This is a genomic window from Chitinophaga filiformis (assembly GCF_900102545.1).
Classification (GTDB): Bacteria; Bacteroidota; Bacteroidia; order Chitinophagales; family Chitinophagaceae; genus Chitinophaga; species Chitinophaga filiformis.
Genome location: NZ_FNBN01000001.1, coordinates 512031 through 531104 on the forward strand (window position 1 = coordinate 512031; position 19074 = coordinate 531104).

The 19074-nt window shown below is 46.4% G+C and carries 13 protein-coding genes; 6 read left to right on the forward strand and 7 right to left on the reverse strand.

Translation table 11 applies throughout. The annotated features are described in order from the left end of the window. Nucleotides 1-488 precede the first annotated feature (488 nt). A complete protein-coding gene (locus tag BLR32_RS02130; RefSeq protein WP_089828587.1) occupies nucleotides 489-869 on the forward strand; it encodes a transmembrane 220 family protein in 381 nt (126 codons plus the stop codon). Nucleotides 870-1060: 191 nt separating this feature from the next. Beyond that, nucleotides 1061-2326 carry a hypothetical protein gene (locus tag BLR32_RS02135; protein WP_143011331.1) on the forward strand — a complete coding sequence of 422 codons (1266 nt, stop codon included), beginning with the start codon at nucleotides 1061-1063 and terminating at the stop codon, nucleotides 2324-2326. Here the strand turns inward: BLR32_RS02135 and BLR32_RS34230 are convergent. From BLR32_RS34230 to BLR32_RS02170, 7 genes are all read right to left on the reverse strand, one after another. Beyond that, nucleotides 2314-2586 (reverse strand): hypothetical protein, encoded by a 273-nt coding sequence (locus BLR32_RS34230; protein ID WP_089828589.1) that lies wholly within the window; start codon nucleotides 2584-2586, stop codon nucleotides 2314-2316. The two genes, BLR32_RS02135 and BLR32_RS34230, sit on opposite strands and share 13 nt — an antisense overlap. A 154-nt stretch (nucleotides 2587-2740) precedes the next feature. Then, nucleotides 2741-6157 (reverse strand): ThuA domain-containing protein, encoded by a 3417-nt coding sequence (locus BLR32_RS02145; RefSeq protein ID WP_089828590.1) that lies wholly within the window; start codon nucleotides 6155-6157, stop codon nucleotides 2741-2743. A gap of 73 nt (nucleotides 6158-6230) precedes the next feature. Next, nucleotides 6231-7076, reverse strand: a complete 846-nt coding sequence (locus tag BLR32_RS02150) for a ThuA domain-containing protein (RefSeq protein ID WP_245705335.1) — start codon at nucleotides 7074-7076, stop codon at nucleotides 6231-6233. Between the two features lie 11 nt (nucleotides 7077-7087). After that, nucleotides 7088-7801, reverse strand: coding sequence for a 3-keto-disaccharide hydrolase (locus BLR32_RS02155; protein WP_089828591.1), 714 nt, complete (start codon nucleotides 7799-7801; stop codon nucleotides 7088-7090). A 127-nt stretch (nucleotides 7802-7928) separates the two neighbouring features. Further along, nucleotides 7929-8342: a c-type cytochrome gene (locus BLR32_RS02160; protein WP_089828592.1), complete on the reverse strand. Its 414-nt coding sequence runs from the start codon at nucleotides 8340-8342 to the stop codon at nucleotides 7929-7931. A 242-nt stretch (nucleotides 8343-8584) separates the two neighbouring features. After that, nucleotides 8585-9637, reverse strand: a complete 1053-nt coding sequence (locus tag BLR32_RS02165) for a sugar phosphate isomerase/epimerase family protein (RefSeq protein WP_089828593.1) — start codon at nucleotides 9635-9637, stop codon at nucleotides 8585-8587. Between the two features lie 16 nt (nucleotides 9638-9653). Beyond that, nucleotides 9654-10817: a Gfo/Idh/MocA family protein gene (locus tag BLR32_RS02170; protein ID WP_089828594.1), complete on the reverse strand. Its 1164-nt coding sequence runs from the start codon at nucleotides 10815-10817 to the stop codon at nucleotides 9654-9656. Between the two features lie 1520 nt (nucleotides 10818-12337). On the opposite strand from BLR32_RS02170, the gene BLR32_RS02175 reads away from it, so the two are divergent. The 4 genes from BLR32_RS02175 (at nucleotide 12338) to BLR32_RS02190 (ending at nucleotide 19048) form a co-directional block, all read left to right on the forward strand. Next, nucleotides 12338-13006 (forward strand): DUF4253 domain-containing protein, encoded by a 669-nt coding sequence (locus BLR32_RS02175; RefSeq protein WP_089828595.1) that lies wholly within the window; start codon nucleotides 12338-12340, stop codon nucleotides 13004-13006. 325 nt (nucleotides 13007-13331) lie between these two features. Then, on the forward strand, nucleotides 13332-16685 hold the full coding sequence (gene secA, locus BLR32_RS02180; RefSeq protein ID WP_089828596.1) for a preprotein translocase subunit SecA: 3354 nt from the start codon (nucleotides 13332-13334) through the stop codon (nucleotides 16683-16685). Between the two features lie 201 nt (nucleotides 16686-16886). Next, nucleotides 16887-17681, forward strand: coding sequence for a carboxypeptidase-like regulatory domain-containing protein (locus tag BLR32_RS02185; RefSeq protein ID WP_089828597.1), 795 nt, complete (start codon nucleotides 16887-16889; stop codon nucleotides 17679-17681). Nucleotides 17682-18187: 506 nt separating this feature from the next. After that, entirely contained in the window at nucleotides 18188-19048 is an 861-nt protein-coding gene (locus tag BLR32_RS02190; RefSeq protein ID WP_089828598.1) for a carboxypeptidase-like regulatory domain-containing protein, read from the forward strand. The last annotated feature ends 26 nt before the right edge of the window (nucleotides 19049-19074 follow it).

Consider the following 19074-nt stretch of genomic DNA (forward strand, 5'->3'; position numbering starts at 1 on the left):
TCTCCCGGGGTTGCACCCCGCGCTACAAACACACGGCACCTACGGAGCCGATTGGAGCGATTGATCACGTTATATGCCCGGGGTTGCACCCCGCGCTACAAACACACGGCACCTACGGAGCCGATTGGAGCGATTGATCACGTTAGATATCCCGGGGTTGCACCCCAGACTATAAGCACGCAATCACTTGATGACATGGCTGATCTGCGCGGGCATCCTAACGGTGTCAACTTGAACCAGTTTATACAGGCATAATAATGGGAGACACTAATGATGAATGATCATCAATGTTTACACGCTTTCCAGTAAATTAAAAAAGGAAATATTGCCTGTATCAGGCAGCGGGCGAAAAGGGTAATATGTGAATACGTTCTGTCATGATTCCTTGCGTTTTTAAGAGATGAACAATAAAGGAATTCGGATGCAAAGGTATATATTTTCTATATTATATCAACTATCTTCGTTCTATCGCTGATAATTTTTTTTCTATGAAAATATTCAACATCATCTGGGGTATCCTGTTCATTATTTTCGCAGGACTACAATACAATGATCCTGATCCTTATATATGGGGTCCTATTTACCTCTTTGGTGCTGGATGCTGTCTATTGGCTGCGGGCGGCCGCTTTTACAGACGTGCTTATCTCTTCGGCATATTCGTATACCTGGTATATGCAGCTTATCTTTTCTTTGATAAGAACGGTGTTATAGACTGGGCTACTGAACATCATGGTGAGAACATTGCTGAAACAATGAAAGCAACGAAACCATGGATAGAAGAAACGCGTGAGTTCTTCGGATTATTCTTACTGATCATCGTGTTGCTGATCAATTATTTCTATGCAGGCAAAAAGCTGAAGAAGCGTTAAACGACCCGGCCTATCCAATTCAGATAGGCCAGCAGGCGGCTAACCGGGTCCCTCTAAAGCCCGCAGACTTACTCCCCAGCGGAGAACGACCTCAGGGGAAAAGCGAAAGGCGGGGAACTGTCAGCGTGGGATAACAAGTAGGCTGTTGCTATGGGGAAATGCTTATTTTTGGTAATTATAACCCTTATACTGTGTCATACCCTCACAAACACACACCGGCTGTTGCCACTGGTATCCGCACTGCTTCGCAGGCATCTGCTAACAACACTGGCGCAGCTGGCGTTGCCAGGCCAGCCGTGAAGCCACAGTTCAACGCTGTATCTGAGGCGCCGGTTATGCAACCGGTAGTTCAGCAACAGCCGCCGCTTAATAACGTAGCGCAGCTCAAACTGAAGATCAATGGCCGTGACACTACACGTTCAAATCTGCGCCTTGTGAAATTGTATATCCTGGCAGAAAAAAACGAGGCCCAATTTTACAAGAAGCTTGGAATAAAAAAACCCAAAGAAAATAAGCCGTTTCTATATGCAAAGGCTGTATACAGCCAATTACGCATCGTGCATCCTTCCGTGCTAAAGATGCTATCACAATTAAAAACATGGGCACTTGAAAACAAGGTTACCCATACGTTTGCTTCCTGGGAAGAAGCAGGCGCCATAGCGTACCGGACTGCACATGAAGCGCAGAAAGCGTTGAAAATACATCCGCCCTCACCTCCCGGCACCCCGCTCACCGATATACAGGATGACTATATAACGCACCTGAATGGTCCCGGCCGTACCGCTGAGCATATGAAACCCAACGCCAGGTGGAATGAGCTGAAGATACATGGTCAGATAGGCGAATATGCGCATCAGCAACTACTGTCATCAACAGGCGTACAGTACCGGGATGCCAATGAACTTCTAGGTTATAATATGGCCGGCCTGGACACAATCAGCAATTCGACCTACCCCTTCGGACAATCAAAAATGCATTTGGGCACCACGGAGTCCCCCCAGGAAATGGTACGCACCTATACCGCACACGTAGGCAACGCGTCTCAATATGCCCAGATCTTCCTTACCAAGCTGTTTGCAGACACCAACGCAGGTCGGGCAATGCGGCAAAAGCTTATAGCTCTTAATAGGGTCTGGAATAATGATGACATTGCCAGATTGAACAGATATGGAAGAAAAAAGGAGTGGCTTGTCAGCAAAGGAGAAGAATCGCCATTGGAACCAGGCATTGAAGACGGCGAGGTAGTACAGACAGCCCCGGTGCAACTGATCATGAATGGTATGGTCTTTCCCGTTCCCAGTGATGTATATGACCTGATACCGGCAGACTTCCAGGAGTGGTTTGAGAAATTACCTTATGACCTCAACTGGTACCGCAAAGTGAAATCACAGATGGAATACAATTTTAACAAACCTCCCAAAACAGAAGAAGATAAAGATCCTACCTACAGGGGATAGTTAAAATCGGAATAACCGGAATAACCGGAATAATCGGAATAAGCATTGTCATCGCTATGCAAAAAGCCCTTCAACTCATAAAAAACCGGCCGTCTGCACAGTAATAGGGACAGCGTAAGTAGTACCGGTTTCAGATGGGAATGGCGGGCCTTCGGCTCTCCGGCAATACGACTGATGCTGCCCAATCCATATTCAACGCCTATTCGCTTGATAACGCCCAATAGCATTCCAGAGAGGAGAGGCGCCGACCGCCATCCCATACTGAAACCGAAGCTACTTAGCGGTAAAAGAAATCGAAACTACTTAGCGTAACAAAAAAGAGGATGTAAAACATCCTAAGCATCTTTTAAAGCACCAAATAAAAAGAGAGCCTGCATCTTACGATACAGGCTCTCTTTTTATCTAACGATGATATTACTTACTCATCAACTGGAACGACAATATTCCCAGCCCGGTCTTCTCTGCCGGATCAGCGGCTTTAATTGTCACATGCAAAGTATGTTGCTTCGCATCTGTCAAAGGTGCAAAAGAGATCAACGCCGCATTAGGCGCCATTCCCTTAGCTCCCACACCAATAGTCGCTTCTCCCAGTTTCACACCATCCGCCTTATCCAGAAATATCTCCACGATATAACCATGCTGTAAAGGCTCCTGCGTGAAATAATTGATGTTAATACCATTTACCGCTGTCAGGTCAAGATTCTTATAATCCACCCATCCATTACCAGTAGGTATCAGCAGTTTCTTACCATCAAATTCGAATGTAGAAACGCCATCTGATTTATCGAATGATGCTGCTGGTATCTTCGGACTTCTCAGCGAGATGGCATCCGTACCGGTGATCGGCTTGATACCAGGACCACCTTTATCAGTATAGCTGGCCATCAGGTAAAACACACCGTTATCTTTTTCCGGTTTACCTGCAGTTGCATCCACTGTACCGCTTACCGGCAATGATGGCGCAGCTTTGGTAGTACCGCCTAATGACATCACATATTCCACCAGCTGATGTGCTTCCGACTGCGTGATAGTAGGATGCGCAGACATAGCAGTTTCGCCCCATACACCACCGCCACCTTTGATGATCTTGTCTGCCAGGTAATCAGGCGCTTTCGGATCATCTTTATATTTCTCTGCTACCTGTTTGAAGCTTGGTCCGATAGATTTTTCATCTACTTTATGACAGGTCTTACAATCGCTGGCTTCTGCTATATTCTTACCGGCAATAGCGCCAGTGATGATCTGGTGGCCCTGCTGAGGAATACCTGCTTTGTCATTGCCTTCCATATAGTCAGACCTGATGTACAGGTTAGCATGATCGATCTTACCATCTGCAGTGGAACCGTCTTCTTTATCCTTCACACTTACACTGTAAGTAACAGGTTTACCAGGGAAATAGAACATCTGGTTACCGGTCACATTTATCTTCACTTCCGGCGTTTCATTACCTGCATACAGCTCTATACCATTACTGCGGGTGCTTCCGCCATTACCATCGAGTACTTCTACAGATACGGCGTATTCACCTGCTGTAGTATAAGTCACTTCTGTTTCCGGTTCTTTGGTTTCCTGTTTATTACCGTTGCCCAGGTACCACACGTATGTCAGCTGATCGCCATCAGGATCAGAAGATCCTTTTGCACTCAGTTTTGCTTTAAACGGCAGACCGCCAGACAGTTTATCCACATGGATCTCTGCTTTAGGTGCACGGTTACCACCGTTATAGTCTATACGCGACAGTGCAGCATCTTTGTTTTTGCTGAACCATCCATTGCCATACTCCAGTAAATAAATGCGACCATCAGGTCCCATCTCCATATCGATGATGGCATTGAATTTTGTATGCGGCACGAAATCTTCTGTCTTTGACAGGTTAAAGTCCTTATCGAAGGTTGCTACCTTGATCCAACCACGTACCCAATCGTAGAAGAAGAATTTGTTGTTATAGTAATCCGGAAGACGTGTTTCTTTCGGATAGAATTCATTGTAGTAGATAGGTCCCGCCATTGCATTACGACCGCCGCTACCCATTGACGGGAAGTCAGGCGATTTTGCATATGGATACCAGATAAATGCCGGCTGTGCCGGAGGCAGGTTCTTGATACCAGTATTATTACGGGAATTGTTAACAGGCTTCGCGGGATCAAAAGCGGGGCCGCTCTTACCTGTTTCGTAGTCATACAGATGATAGGCATAGTTGTTACCTACGAACATCGGATAACCAAAGTTACCGGGTTTCTTAGCCTGGTTGATTTCATCATAACCACGCGGACCACGGTTAGGATCGTCGTTGTTGGCATCTGGTCCTACTTCACCCCAGTATACGTATCCGTTCTTACGGTCTACTGAAATACGGTAAGGGTTACGTGTACCCATTGCGTAGATCTCAGGACGTGTATTTGGTGTACCTTGCTTGAACAGGTTACCATCAGGGATACTGTATGTACCGTCTGCATTAATCTTTATACGCAGGATCTTTCCACGCAGGTCGTTGGTATTGGCAGATGTACGGCGACCGTCATACTGCAGGTGTCCCGGACGATCGTCCAGTGGCGCATAACCATTGCTGACATATTTCTGTCCGGGTTCGTCGAATGGCGTGCTGTTATCGCCTGTAGACAGGTATAACAATCCTCCGGGGCCAAAGGTGATAGAACCACCGGTATGGCAGCAGATATTACGCTGAGAATACAGCTGGAGGATGATCTTTTCTGATGCAGTGTCTAACACATTATTCTCAAACTTGAAACGGGACAAGCGATTCACGGAAGTATCTGCAGGAGAATAATAAATATAAACGTAATGGTTATTAGCAAAATCAGGATCGGCGCTCAGACCAAGCACACCTTCTTCTGCATTTACGTTAGGTGTTTCTGTTTTGTAATATACACGCAGGAAACCCGCCTGTGTCAGCTTGTGGCTGCCTGAGTTATAATACATGATCTCTCCCCTGCGTTGCGCTACCAGAATGCTGAGATCAGGCAGGATGGTCATTTCAGTTGGTTCAAAGAACTCACCTGAAATGAGGGTGTTCTTGGTAAACCTGTTCTCTTCAGGCACGCGTAGTGTAGTAGCCTGTGCATAATCCAGCATGGTATTTTTACCAATAGCGTATTTGATACCGCCCAGGATGTGTGCGAGATACTGCGGTTCTGTATATGATTCATTGGTATGACCAAGCTCTGTATAAAAAGCACGGCCGCCATCGAAATCGTGGTACCAGCTGATCGGATGATCGGGGCCGTTGGTACCACCTTCGTAGCTCTTTTCATCTACGGTGATCAACACATGTGTGTTCTTGTTGATCTTCTTAAAATTGTACCATTCGTCAGTATGTTCCCATGTATCAGGCAGCGTTGCTGTGGCCTGGAAAGATTTGTCCTTTACCGTCAGTTTAGCCTTGTGTGTACCAGCAGGGTGATTATCGAAATAAGCGCCTACCAGTTCACCATACCATCCCCACTCATATTCGGTGTCAGTTGCAGCGTGGATACCCACGAAGCCACCACCTGACTGAATATATCTTTCGAAATCTGCTTCCTGGTAATTGTTCAGTACATCACCTGTGGTATTCAGAAAAATTACTGCTGCATATTTCTGCAGGGTATCTTCAGTAAAATAAGCGGCATTCTCTGTAGTGTCTACTTCAAAGCCATTTTCCTGACCAAGTTTCTGAATAGCCTGTATCCCTGCGGGGATAGAAGCATGCCGGAAACCCGCAGTTTTGGTGAATACCAATACTCTCGGATTACCGGGCCGGGTTTTCTTCTGGCAACCGGACATTACTGTTCCCAGTAATACCAGCAGCATCATTACGTACCTGATTTGCATGATATTTTTTATATTGAATTGATAATACGGGATACGACACACAAATGCCGTATCCCGTAATAGGGACTATCTTTTATTTTTTAGTTTTCAAATTCATGGCGTAGCGCAGGCCTCCAAGTACGTGCTGCAGGTATAGCGGATCGGCATAGGATTCTTTCGTATGGCCTAATTCCGTATAAAAAGCACGGCCTCCTTCAAAATCGTGGTACCAGCTCATAGGATGATTATCTCCATTCTTACCACCTTCGTAAGAGCTTTCATCAATTTTGATCAGTACATGTACATCCGGGTTAAGGTCTTTAAAGTTATACCATTCATCCCAGCGTGACCATTTCTCCTGCAGGTGACGGGTTGCATCATTGTTACGATCTACCACCAGCAAGGTAGCCTGTTGTTGTTTAGGATGGCTGGTAAACCATGCACCAGCCAGCTTGTTGTACCAGGGCCACCCATATTCGGTATCGGTAGCTGCATGAATACCCATATATCCACCGCCGTTATGAATGTACTTCTGCATCGCGGCCTGTTGTTCATCATTCAGCACATCACCGGTGGTATTGAGGAACAACACTGCGGCATAGCGCTTCAGATTTTTATCATTGAACACACTGGCATCTTCTGTTGTATCTACCGCAAAGCCATTTTCCTCTCCCAGTTTGATCATTGCCAGCTTGCCGGCAGGGATGCAGTCATGACGAAAACCTGCGGTCTTGGAGAATACCAGTAGACGAGGTGCTTTTTTGAAAGATGCGGCATAGCTATCTGTAGTGATCACCAATGCCAGCAGGAGGGCTACAATAAAGCATGGTCCCATCCTGAAAGGGACCATGCTTTGTTTACCGGCTTTATTGCAAGCGAGGTTATGATGTGCTTCCGTCTGTGACGAAAGGGTTGTTTCTCTTACGTGGATCTTGCTCATAGTATGTGGTATTACAGTACGTGAATCTTGATATTACGGTACCAAACCTCATTACCATGATCCTGGAGTGCGATATGGCCTTTGGCATATTCGCCGAAGCCTTTCCAGGTTTTGAATTTACTGTTGGCTACGAGTGTTTTCCACTCTTCGGTGCCCATGGTAGTTTCTACGGTTTTCACGCCGTTCAGCCAGAAGGTCAGTTTACCATCTTTCTTCAGGATCTTTACCTTGTTCCATTCACCAACAGGTTTTACGGCATTCTTTTCAGACTTCTTCAGGTCGTACAGGTCGCCGGAATTATGTTTAGTGATTTTACCATCAGGATGTTTAGCATCGTCCAGTACCTGCATTTCAGGGCCTGTCAGATAAGTAGCTTTGAACTGCGGATCTTCGTGTACGCCGAAAATGATACCGCTGTTACCTCCTTCAGAGATTTTCCACTCCAGGGTTAACTCATAATTTTCGTACTCGTCGTTGGTCACCAGGTCGCCGCCGGGAGCGCCATTCTTTTTGGCTTCCTGGTCGAGCGCCAGTGCGCCGTCCTGCACTTTCCAGGCAGCACTTGCATCTTTCTGCAGATAGGTGTGCCAGCCTTCGGTATTGGTACCGTTGAACAATAGTTTCCAGCCCGCTTTCTTCTCTTTAGCGGTGAGGGTATTCAATTCCTGTGCGGATGTGGATAAAGAGATCAGACTGAGTGCCAGAACGGGAATAATGTGCTTCATTGCAAATTGAGTTTTTTTATAGCCGATAGTTGCTGTACTGGCCCGCTTTGAAGCGGGACAGGCAACTACCGGCTATATATGATAGTTAATTTTAGAAAGCTGAGAGACCAATATAAAGTGCTGTCTGCTATTTCAGCGACAGAACATATTTCACCATTTCCTTAGCATCTTCTTTGGACACGTCAGGATGAGGCGTCATTGCTACTTCACCCCAGTGACCGCTACCACCGCTGATTACTTTGTCGGCCAGCATTTCGATGTTGGCATCTGTAGCTTCATATTTCTGTGCTACATCTTTGTAAGCGGGGCCTACCAGCTTCACGTCTACCTTATGGCAGGTTTTACAATCCTTCTGCTCTATCAGGGCAGCTCCCTTAGAGGCTGCAGCTTCAGCTGCACCTGGAGACACCATAGAGTTATCAGCCGGCGTTTCGCTTGCAGCTTCTTCTTTCTTTTCAGTTTTGTTTTCGCTGCTGCCGCCACCGCAGGAGGCCAGCACTACAGCACATAATACAACCGGCGCCAAAAAACGCATTCTCATTTTACAATCGTTTATAAGTTCCTAAATACAAATTGACTTCTATAAAAAAGCACACCTCATTTACTTCAATAAGTATGCTCAATTATTCTGTGATATTATTCCCAGCTAAAGCAGCATAGCATCTTCTTACGAACGACCGGAAGGTAATATACTCATCATTATACAAGGATGTATACATTATGTGATGAGCAGTCCCATTATTCCCCATTCATGATTTGTTATCTGCAGCTGACCGTTTTACCTTACAGCCCTAATACTTTCCTGTTGAGGGCTTCATCAGCTCCACCACCTGCAAAGTCATCAAATGCTTTTTCGGTTACACGGATAATGTGGTTCTGGATGAACGGCGCACCTTCTTTTGCTCCATCTTCCGGATGCTTGATGCAGCATTCCCACTCCATCACTGCCCAACCACTGTAATCGTACTGGGTCAGTTTGCTGAATACGCCTTTAAAGTCTACCTGACCATCTCCCAGTGAACGGAAACGTCCCGGACGGTCGATCCATCCCTGGTAGCCGCCATATACGCCGGAACGACCGGTAGGATTGAATTCTGCATCCTTTACGTGGAACATTTTTATCTTCTCGTGATAGATATCAATGTATTCCAGGTAATCCAGGCATTGCAGTACGAAATGGCTTGGATCGTACAGCAGGCAGGCGCGGTTGTGATTGCCGGTGGCCTCCAGGAAACGCTCGTAAGAAATGCCATCATGCAGGTCTTCACCCGGATGGATCTCATAACAGAGGTCTACGCCGTTGGCATCAAATTCGTTCAGGATGGGCAACCAGCGGTTAGCCAGTTCCTTAAAGCCTGTTTCCACCAGTCCTGCAGGACGTTGTGGCCAGGGATAAACTGTATGCCAGAGCAGAGCGCCGCTGAAGGTAGCGTGCGCGTTCAGTCCGAGGTTACGGCTTGCCTTTGCAGCATATTTCAGCTGATTGACCGCCCATTCTGTACGGGCAGCAGCATTGCCTCTTTTATCTGCGGGAGCAAAACCATCAAACAGTTCGTTATATGCAGGATGTACTGCTACCAGCTGTCCCTGCAGGTGCGTGGACAACTCGGTGATCTCCAACCCAGCGGCATTAACGATCCCCTTGATCTCGTCTGCATAGGTTTTGCTTTCAGCAGCCTTTTGCAGGTCTATCATACGGGAGTCCCAGGTAGGTATCTGTACGCCTTTAAATCCTAATCCCGCAGCCCATTTACAGATGCCCTCCAGTGTATTGAAAGGCGCAGTGTCTCCGAGGAACTGCGCCAGGAAAATTCCAGGTCCTTTAATTGTTTTCATACGTGCCTTTTAATGATTAGATTTCAAACGTTGTCCACTTCTCGGTGCTTTCGCTGGAACGAACTACATTGTCGATGAATGCCATACCACGGATACCTTCGTCTACGCTTGGGAAGTCGAGTGATTCAGGAGCAGGTGTTGTGCCGTCCAGTTTTGCCTGTAAAGTCTGTGCGAAGTTGCGGTACAGGTTACCGAATGCTTCCAGGTATCCTTCCGGATGTCCGCCTGGTGTACGAGTGTTGTGAATAGCATAGCTGCTCTGGTAAGCACCGTAGTTGCCACCTGCGCGATATATTTCAGCGGGTTTGTCCAGCCATTTTACCAGCAGGGTATTAGGCTCATGTTGTGCCCATTCCAGACCGCCTTTTTCACCATACACCCTTATCTTCAGTGCATTTTCTTCACCTGCAGCTACCTGTGATGCCATCAGCACACCGGCAGCGCCATTGTCGAAGCGGATCAGTACAGCGCCATCATCATCAAGGCCACGGCCTTCTACCATGATACGCAGGTCAGCGCAAAGCTTTTCAATCTTTAAGCCGCTGATATATTCTGCCAGGTTTGCGGCGTGGGTACCGATATCGCCGAAACATCCACTTTTACCGGAACGTTTAGGATCGGTTCTCCAGGCAGCGCCGGCGCTATCTTTTTCTGTTGGTCTGCTGAGCCAACCCTGTGGATATTCCACCCATACCTTACGGATCTTACCAAATGCACCTTCAGCAACCATACGGCGGGCCTGTTTTACCAGGGGATAACCGGTGTAGGTATGTGTGAGCAGCAGGGTCAGACCAGTCTGTTCTACTTTCGCTTTTAATTGTTTGGCCTCATCGAGATTAAAGGTGATCGGTTTCTCGATCACTACGTTAAAGCCTTTGTCCAGCGCCATCATCGCAGGCTCGAAGTGTGCGAAGTTGGGTGTCACGATGGTGATAAAGTCCAGCCTTTCCTCTTTCGGTAATGCAGCCTCTTTTTCCAGCATGGTCTTGTAATCAGTGTACGTGCGTGCCGGGTCCAGGAATAACATCTTTCCTGAGTCCAGGGCTGTTTCAGGATTTACGCTCAGGGCGCCAGCTTTCAATTCGATCAGTCCATCCATATTGGCAGCGATACGGTGAATTGCTCCGATGAAGGCATCCTTACCGCCTCCGATCATTCCCATTCTTAACTTACGGTTCATTGGCAAAACGTTTTATTCTTTATAGGTTTTGAGTTGTCTTCAGGACATTTAACGTGGAAGAAGCAGGAAAAGAGCTTTTCCGCCGTCTAATATATAAAAAAGTACAGGCAACAATCAATATAATACGCAAAATGTAATTAGCATAGGGGCGTTGCATTGCCTCCTGCATGAAAAGTCAGACCTGTACATTCTTTTAATATGAACCATCGCCGGCGCTATACATTATTCCGTGGGGACGCGTTTTCATCCGGGTTGCATCCGTTTTCATCCGGGGGCATCCGTTCGTTCCGGTTTGCATCCGTTTTGTTCCCGGGGTTGTCACCCCGGTTTTCATCCCCGGGGTTATCACCCCGTTTTCATCCCCGGGGTTATCACCCGGTTTTCATCCCGGGGTTATCACCCGGTTTTCATCCCCGGGGTTATCACCCGGTTTTCATCCCCGGGGTTATCACCCCGCGCTACAAACACTGAGACCCCTACCGGGGTCTATTGCCGCGAATGATCGCGTTATGCCCATGCGTTCCGGGTACCGTTTGTAATGGAGGTACTGTATAGCTTGCCGACCAAAACCCTAAAAGTAGAAAACTCCCGCCACATTTTTGTGTGATATTTTCATGAAGGAATTAGGTAGAACTACCTACAAAATTGGCTACTTTTGTCCTACGAAAGTGTTACAATTGATACTATTTAGTGTATGAAAAAGTGCTATTCCGGGGTGAAATAACAAATAAGAGAAAGGTAAATAATCAACTAAAAAACAAAGGTTTATAAAAAAAGAAAGAGCCAAATAAGACTATCCGGCTCTTGTTTTACTATCCTATGAAAACCCTAATAATGTAAAGGTAAAGTGTTGTAACAAATGATAGTGTTAAATGGTCGTTAATAAATAAATTTTTTTTCAAACGCCCGAGGTTGTTACTACGTGTTATAAACAACGGGACTCCTAACGGAGTCCTACATTTGGGACAAGATTCTTCTCTGCTTGTTCTCTCCGTCTTCTCTGCTTGTTCTCTGCTTATTCTCTCATGGTGCTTCTGGTATGCTTCTGGTATGCTCCTGGTATACTTCTGGGATGCGTCGTGTATACGCCGTGTATGCGTCGTGTATAAAGCGTATTTAGAATGTACCAGGGTCATCCCTTTGGCAGCCCCGTTTTCCCCTTCCGGGTTAACCCAGTGTATGCATTCGGCATGTATTCGGTGAAGTCGATAGCTTATAGGCTCTCTACTATAGTCGGAGTATAGTCGTACACTATAGATACCATCGAAGATCTGATTCGGAACAGGATGTTTATAGAAAACGTAATTAACAACCCACAATAGGACTCCGTTAGGAGTCCCATTGTTTGTAGCCCGGGGTGACAACCCCGGGTACGCGTTTGTAACACGGGGTGACAACTAGCCAAAACAAAGATGATAGAATGGCAGACCCTGCATCATTCAGACAATGAGTAGTGACAATTCTTCATCAGTCCGCTATATAAACATTTTGTACTTTTATTTAATATTTCAGAAAATCCTATGAGTAGAATCCTATTATCCTTATCACTGGCAACTGTGCTGTGTAGCTGTGGCGTATCCGGTAAACAGAAATTTCCTTCGTCGGCGAAAGACTATGCACTGGCGGACGCGATGCACTACGATCACACAGTTATTGATGCACTAAGAGAAATCGTACCGGGCAACATTAACAGATTAAAACCTACATCAGACGAGGCAATTGACAACACAAAACTGGGAGATGCCCTGCAATTTGAGTATGAGATCAACGCAGAGAATGCTGAGTATTATGAGCAGCTCAGATCATCATTAAAAAAGCAGGGATATCTGCTGTTTAAATCCGAAGAAAACTTTGGTACCACTCCGGATAAATTTGCCGTTCTGAAAAGTAAAGATCAATTCGACATTGTAAAATTCAGGGCAACTACCGGCGCAAATTATAATATCAGCAATGACAGTATCATGCTGAAACTGCATGAGTGGTATGGAGAACAGCCCTTTGACATAACAGGCGCTGATGCAGACTGGGTGGAAGTACATCTGCTTAAAATCACGCACCCTACGGCGCAGAGCTTTGCGAAGGAGGTATCTGCATTTTGTCCGGACCTGATAGAGCAGGGAGCTGAAACCGAAGAAAATCTGGCGGCGGAAATGATGCAGACCAGGCGCTTATTTCTCTGGTGGGATTAAATAACACTATTTTAACATTTGAAGCCGTCCTGTTCAACCGGGGCGGCTTTTTTGCACCGTCTACCTGCTTCGGCGCCCCTTAAATGTCCCTATCCTGCTGCTTTCTTCCTAAAAATGCGCTCCTGCCTGCCATAATACGGCATTTAGCCTTCACTATGTGCAAATAATTCCTAATTTTACAGGCCTTGCCAAAACCGGGTCTAAGTCTGACAGCTTGTCATCCGAGGCTGCATAAGCACAATATTTGGGTAAGGTAGTCAGGCACGATAGGACTATCGTCTTTGACTGTACAACTGTTTTAACAATCATTCGTAATAAACTCAACATGTTAGGTTTTTTAACTAAACTTTTTGGCGGGCACAAGTCGGAGAGAGATATCAAAGCCATCGAGCCTTTAGTGAGGCAGATCAATGAAGCGTTTGAAAAACTGCAATCCCTTCCTGTAGACCAGCTGCGCAACAAAACGCAGGAGTTCCGCCTGCGTATCAGTACGCATCTGGCCAAAATCGATGGCACCATTGCCGAAAAGAAAGCTGCGGCCGAAAACGTACATGACGTAGCAGAGAAAGACACTATCTATCAGGAGATTGATAAACTAAAGAAAGATCGTGATACTCAACTGGAAGAAGTACTGAAGGAGATCCTGCCTGAGGCCTTCGCCGTTGTAAAAGAAACTGCACGCCGCTTCGCACAGAACCCTACTATCACAGCTACGGCTACCCCGTTAGACAGGCAGCTGGCAGTGACAAAGGGAGAATATATCACCATTGATGGTGACAATGTGACGTGGAAAAACAGCTGGACTGCCGCCGGTAGTACTGTTACCTGGAACATGATCCACTATGATGTACAGCTCATAGGTGGTATTGTGCTCCATCAGGGTAAAATTTCCGAAATGGCTACGGGTGAAGGTAAAACCCTCGTATCTACCCTCCCTGCTTACCTGAACGCCTTAGGCGGTGAAGGTGTGCACGTGGTAACGGTGAACGACTACCTGGCCCGTCGTGACTCCGAATGGAATGGTCCTATCTTCGAATTCCTCGGCATTACAGTAGATTGTATTGATAAACACCAGCCTAATACCCCTGACCGTCGCAATGCGTACCTCGCGGATATTACCTATGGTACAAATAATGAGTTCGGCTTTGACTACCTGCGTGATAACATGGTGCATAGCCCGGACGAAATGGTACAACGTAAACACCACTTCGCCATGGTGGATGAGGTGGATAGCGTATTGATCGACGATGCGCGTACCCCGCTCATTATCTCTGGTCCTATCCCACGTGGGGAAGAACAGGAGTTCTACGCACTGAAACCACGTATCCAGCAGCTGGTAGAAGCACAACGTAAGGCTACCAACCAGTTCCTGATCGAGGCTAAAAAGCTGATCGCTGAAGGTAAAGATGATCCGAAAACCGGCGGTCTTGCCCTGATGCGTGCATGGCGTGGTTTACCAAAAAATAGCGCCCTGATCAAGTACCTCAGTGAACCTGGTATAAAAGTATTGTTACAGAAAGCTGAAAACTACTACCTGGCAGATCAGCAACGTGAAATGCCGAAAGTAGATGAAGAACTGTACTTTACTATCGATGAAAAGAACAACAGTGTTGACCTGACTGAAAAAGGTATCGGTCTGATCACTAAGGCCGGTGAAGATCCTCATTTCTTCATTATGCCTGATGTTGGTTCTGAGATAGCAGAGATAGAAAAGAGCAAAGAATCCGCAGATGAGAAGCTGCGTCGTAAGGAGACCCTCCTGCAGGACTTCGCTCAGAAATCTGACCGTATCCACTCCGTCCAGCAATTGCTGAAAGCATATACGCTCTTTGATAAAGACGTGGAATATGTGGTGATGGAAGGTAAGGTGAAAATAGTAGACGAACAGACAGGTCGTATCCTGGATGGCCGTCGTTACTCCGATGGTCTGCACCAGGCGATTGAAGCAAAGGAAAATGTGAAAGTGGAAGCCGCTACACAGACCTTCGCTACTGTAACCCTGCAGAACTACTTCCGTATGTATCACAAACTGGCAGGTATGACCGGTACGGCTACTACAGAAGCCGGTGAGTTCTGGGAGATCTACAAGCTGGATGTGGTAACCATTCCTACCAACCTGCCAATCACCCGTAAGGATGCGGAAGACCTCGTTTACAAGACTAAACGCGACAAGTACAAGGCTGTTATAGAAGAGATCAAAATACTACAGGCTGCTGGTCGTCCGGTACTGGTGGGTACCACCTCTGTAGAGGTATCCGAATTGTTGAGCAAGATGCTCACTTTCGAAAAGGTACAACACAATGTATTGAACGCGAAACAGCACGCACGTGAGGCACAGATCGTAGCAGAGGCTGGCTTAGCCGGCGCTGTGACCATCGCTACCAACATGGCGGGTCGTGGTACGGATATCAAGCTCGGTGCTGGTGTGAAAGAAGCGGGTGGTCTGGCCATCATCGGTACAGAACGCCATGAAAGCCGCCGTGTAGACCGTCAGTTACGTGGTCGTGCCGGTCGTCAGGGAGACCCCGGTACTTCACAGTTCTTCGTATCTCTCGAAGACGATCTGATGCGTATGTTCGGTTCCGATCGTATTGCGGGCCTCATGGACCGTATGGGCTATAAAGAAGGAGAAGTGATCCAGCACAGTATGATCACCAAATCCATCGAAAGAGCACAGCGTAAAGTAGAGGAAAATAACTTCGGTATCCGTAAGCGTCTCCTCGAATACGATGATGTGATGAACAAACAACGTACTGTGATCTACAATAAACGTAATCACGCTTTGTTTGGCGAACGTCTGGCTATTGATATCGACAATGCATTCTATGATGTGGCAGAGAAACTGGTCACTACGCATAAAGACAGCGGCGATTACGAAGCCTTTAAGCTGGATGCGATCGTAAACTTCGCTATCGATACAGACATCAGCCAGGAAGATCTGGCCCGTGTAGATATCAATACACTCGCTACCCGTCTCTATCAGCAGGCAAAAGAAAGCTACGAGCGTAAGACACAGGAACTCGCAGAAAATACACTGCCGGTTATTGAGCAGATTTACCGTGAACAGGGACATCATATCGAAAACATTTCAATTCCATTCACCGATGGTAAGAGAGGTATGAATGTACTGGCTAACCTGCAGAAGGTTGTTGATACCAAAGGGTACGAAACTATCAATGCACTGGAGCGCAGTATCACTCTTTCACTGATAGATGATGCGTGGAAAGAGCACCTGCGTGCTATGGACGACCTGAAACAATCCGTTCAGGGTGCGGTATACGAACAGAAAGATCCGTTACTGATCTATAAATTCGAGGCATTCGAACTCTTTAAAGACCTGAATGCGGAGACTAGCCGTGAGATTGTATCTTTCCTTTGCAGATCAGGTATTCCAGTACAGGAAGATAATCGTCCTCAACAGCAGCAGCAACAGGCGCCACCACCGCCGCAACCACAGATCCGTGAAGGACGTGAAGAAAAGACTGATATGAGCCGTATGCGTGCTTCTCACCAGGAGTTCGAAAACAGTAACGGTCATACTATGGTGGAAGAATATGCTACCAATGCAGAACCGGTAAAACAGGAGCCGGTGAAAGCTGGTCCGAAAGTAGGCAGGAATGATCCTTGTCCTTGCGGAAGTGGTAAGAAGTATAAACAATGTCACGGAAAAGATCTGTAATTCCGTAGAGATATAATTGAAAAGAGGAGCCTGTATCAAGCATGATGCAGGCTCTTTTTATTTTGGCATATGATGGTGACGGTTTTTGTTTGGATACGCTTTCCTTTTAGCTTTTTTTGTTAGATTTGATCTACTCGCAAGGCTGTTTCATGTAACTTCTGAATGTAATTCCTGTTTGTTTATTTTGATAACCTCATATGTATGACCACCAAAATCATCCTCAGCTTATGCTGCCTCGTAGCATTGTATTCCATATCATCATGTAAAAAAGATGACCATTCCCCCAAAGGAGATATTACCGGTAAAGTAGTCGTGTATGACTCACTGGGGAGACCACGTGCCGATTATTCCGGAGTACAGGTGATAATAGATTCCACGAACTTTTCAACCGTCACTGATGCCAGTGGCGCTTACGTTTTCCATAAGGTACCGGCGGGCACATATAATTTTTCATTTAAGAAAGAAGGCTATGGCACTTACCGTATTATCCGTCAGCAGCATGCCGGCGGGCCACAGGCCACGCGTCTGGATACTGCAGATGTAGGTCAGATCTACGATGGACCTACGGTGACACTTTTCATCGATATCGCAATTGGAGGGCCCAATAGCACACAGCGATTCACATACACTGAATTTGCCGCTCCTATTCGCGTTCCTGCAGCATCCGTAATGTATCTCAGTACTAAGCCGGATGTCTCACCAACAAACTTCGTAATCAGCATCAGAAATACCAACGCCTTTATTCCTGAGGACCGCATGTCCTACCAGACTGATAACGATCCATTTAACTATTATATAGATGCCAACCCAATTCTGCACAATTCACCTTCTGTGTATTGGTACATGGCTTTTGACAACGTCAGGGATATTCATTACATAGATGAAGCGGGGCGTAAGATCTATCCATGTCTCGGCAAAAGATTTGTAGATCCGGTGAATTCCCGGCATATTCCATCGAATGCCAGCAAAGCGAGCTATGGTGTTATCACGCGATAAAGCTATAAATACTCATTTCCAGAGGAACGGTCCGCTTGATGGATAGTCATCAGGTACCTCGGTTCATTGAATTGTATGAACTATCAAGACGTGTGACCGGAAGCAGCGACAACGTGAAAGGGTGTACAAGGAGATGATTTTCTTTACTTGTCTGTAGTCGGTCTTCACAAACTCTTCAATTTTTTTTACAAATTCTCAGTGGATAAACGACTTTTTTTGTTAGATTTGATTGAGCGAACATAACATCCTATTATGTCAGCTCTAATAGAATGGCATAAGAGCACGCGCACAGATCAACCTCAAAAGATCATAGATTCCACCCAAATATCAACAGTTTTATTTTTCTTATTAACCTTATCATCATGCAGCAGCAGGTATTGCTGTTATAAGTTTATGTTGGCCTTTTACCGCCAGAAAATACAGGACACAAGACAATTTGTTATATGACTCAAGGATGCACTGTCATGGTAAAATCTGTTTGACTATTTGATTAACCTCTTAATGTTATGACCACCAAAATCCTTCTCGGCTTATGCTGCCTTGTGGCAGTTTATTCGTTATTCTCATGCACTAAAGAAGGCGCACAGGGTCCTCCCGGGCCGCCTGGTGACACAGGAGTTTATGCCCCTCTCAAAGGTGATATCAGGGGTAAAGTGATTGTATATGATTCAACGGGAGCGCCCCTTGCTGATTATTCGGGCGTGATAGTCACCATAGATTCCACGAACATGGCCGACACTACTGATGCCAGTGGTGCTTATAGTTTCAGCCAGGTGACGGCCGGGCGGTACAACTTCTCTTACAGGAAGGCAGGTTATGGTACATACCGGATTATTCGTCAATTGCATCCCGGTGGTGCGCAGGCTACACAACTCGCGAATGCGGATGTGGGGCAGATATATGTTGGTCCGCCGTGTTTAGGGGGTGGTCCGATGTCCTACGGCGGCCCTGAAAATCACGAGATCTTTGCTTTCGCTGAGTTTTCAGCGCCCATGGAGGTGCCTACAGCCGTTGTCATGTATTTAAGTGTCAGCGGGCAACCCAAGACAGACTTTGTAAAGGCACTAAGGGACTACCAGGCAACCAACGGTTATCCTACACAATATGCCAGCCCCATCATCCAATCGGCTATGATATATGGAGACAGTGTATTGTTCAAGGCACGTAACATTACTTTCTCCCTGGCATTTGACAATCCCAAGGATATTCATTACACAGATGAACAGGGTCGTACTGTATACCCTTGTACAGGTCCCATCTTTAATTCGTTTACATTGTCGGCATCTTCTTTCACGCCTCCGATTGAGCAGTACAGGCGGCGTAATGATGGCGTTTATCCATTGCTACGCAACTTCCGTTTGAAGTAGTGTATACATCGCATCAGCAAGAACAC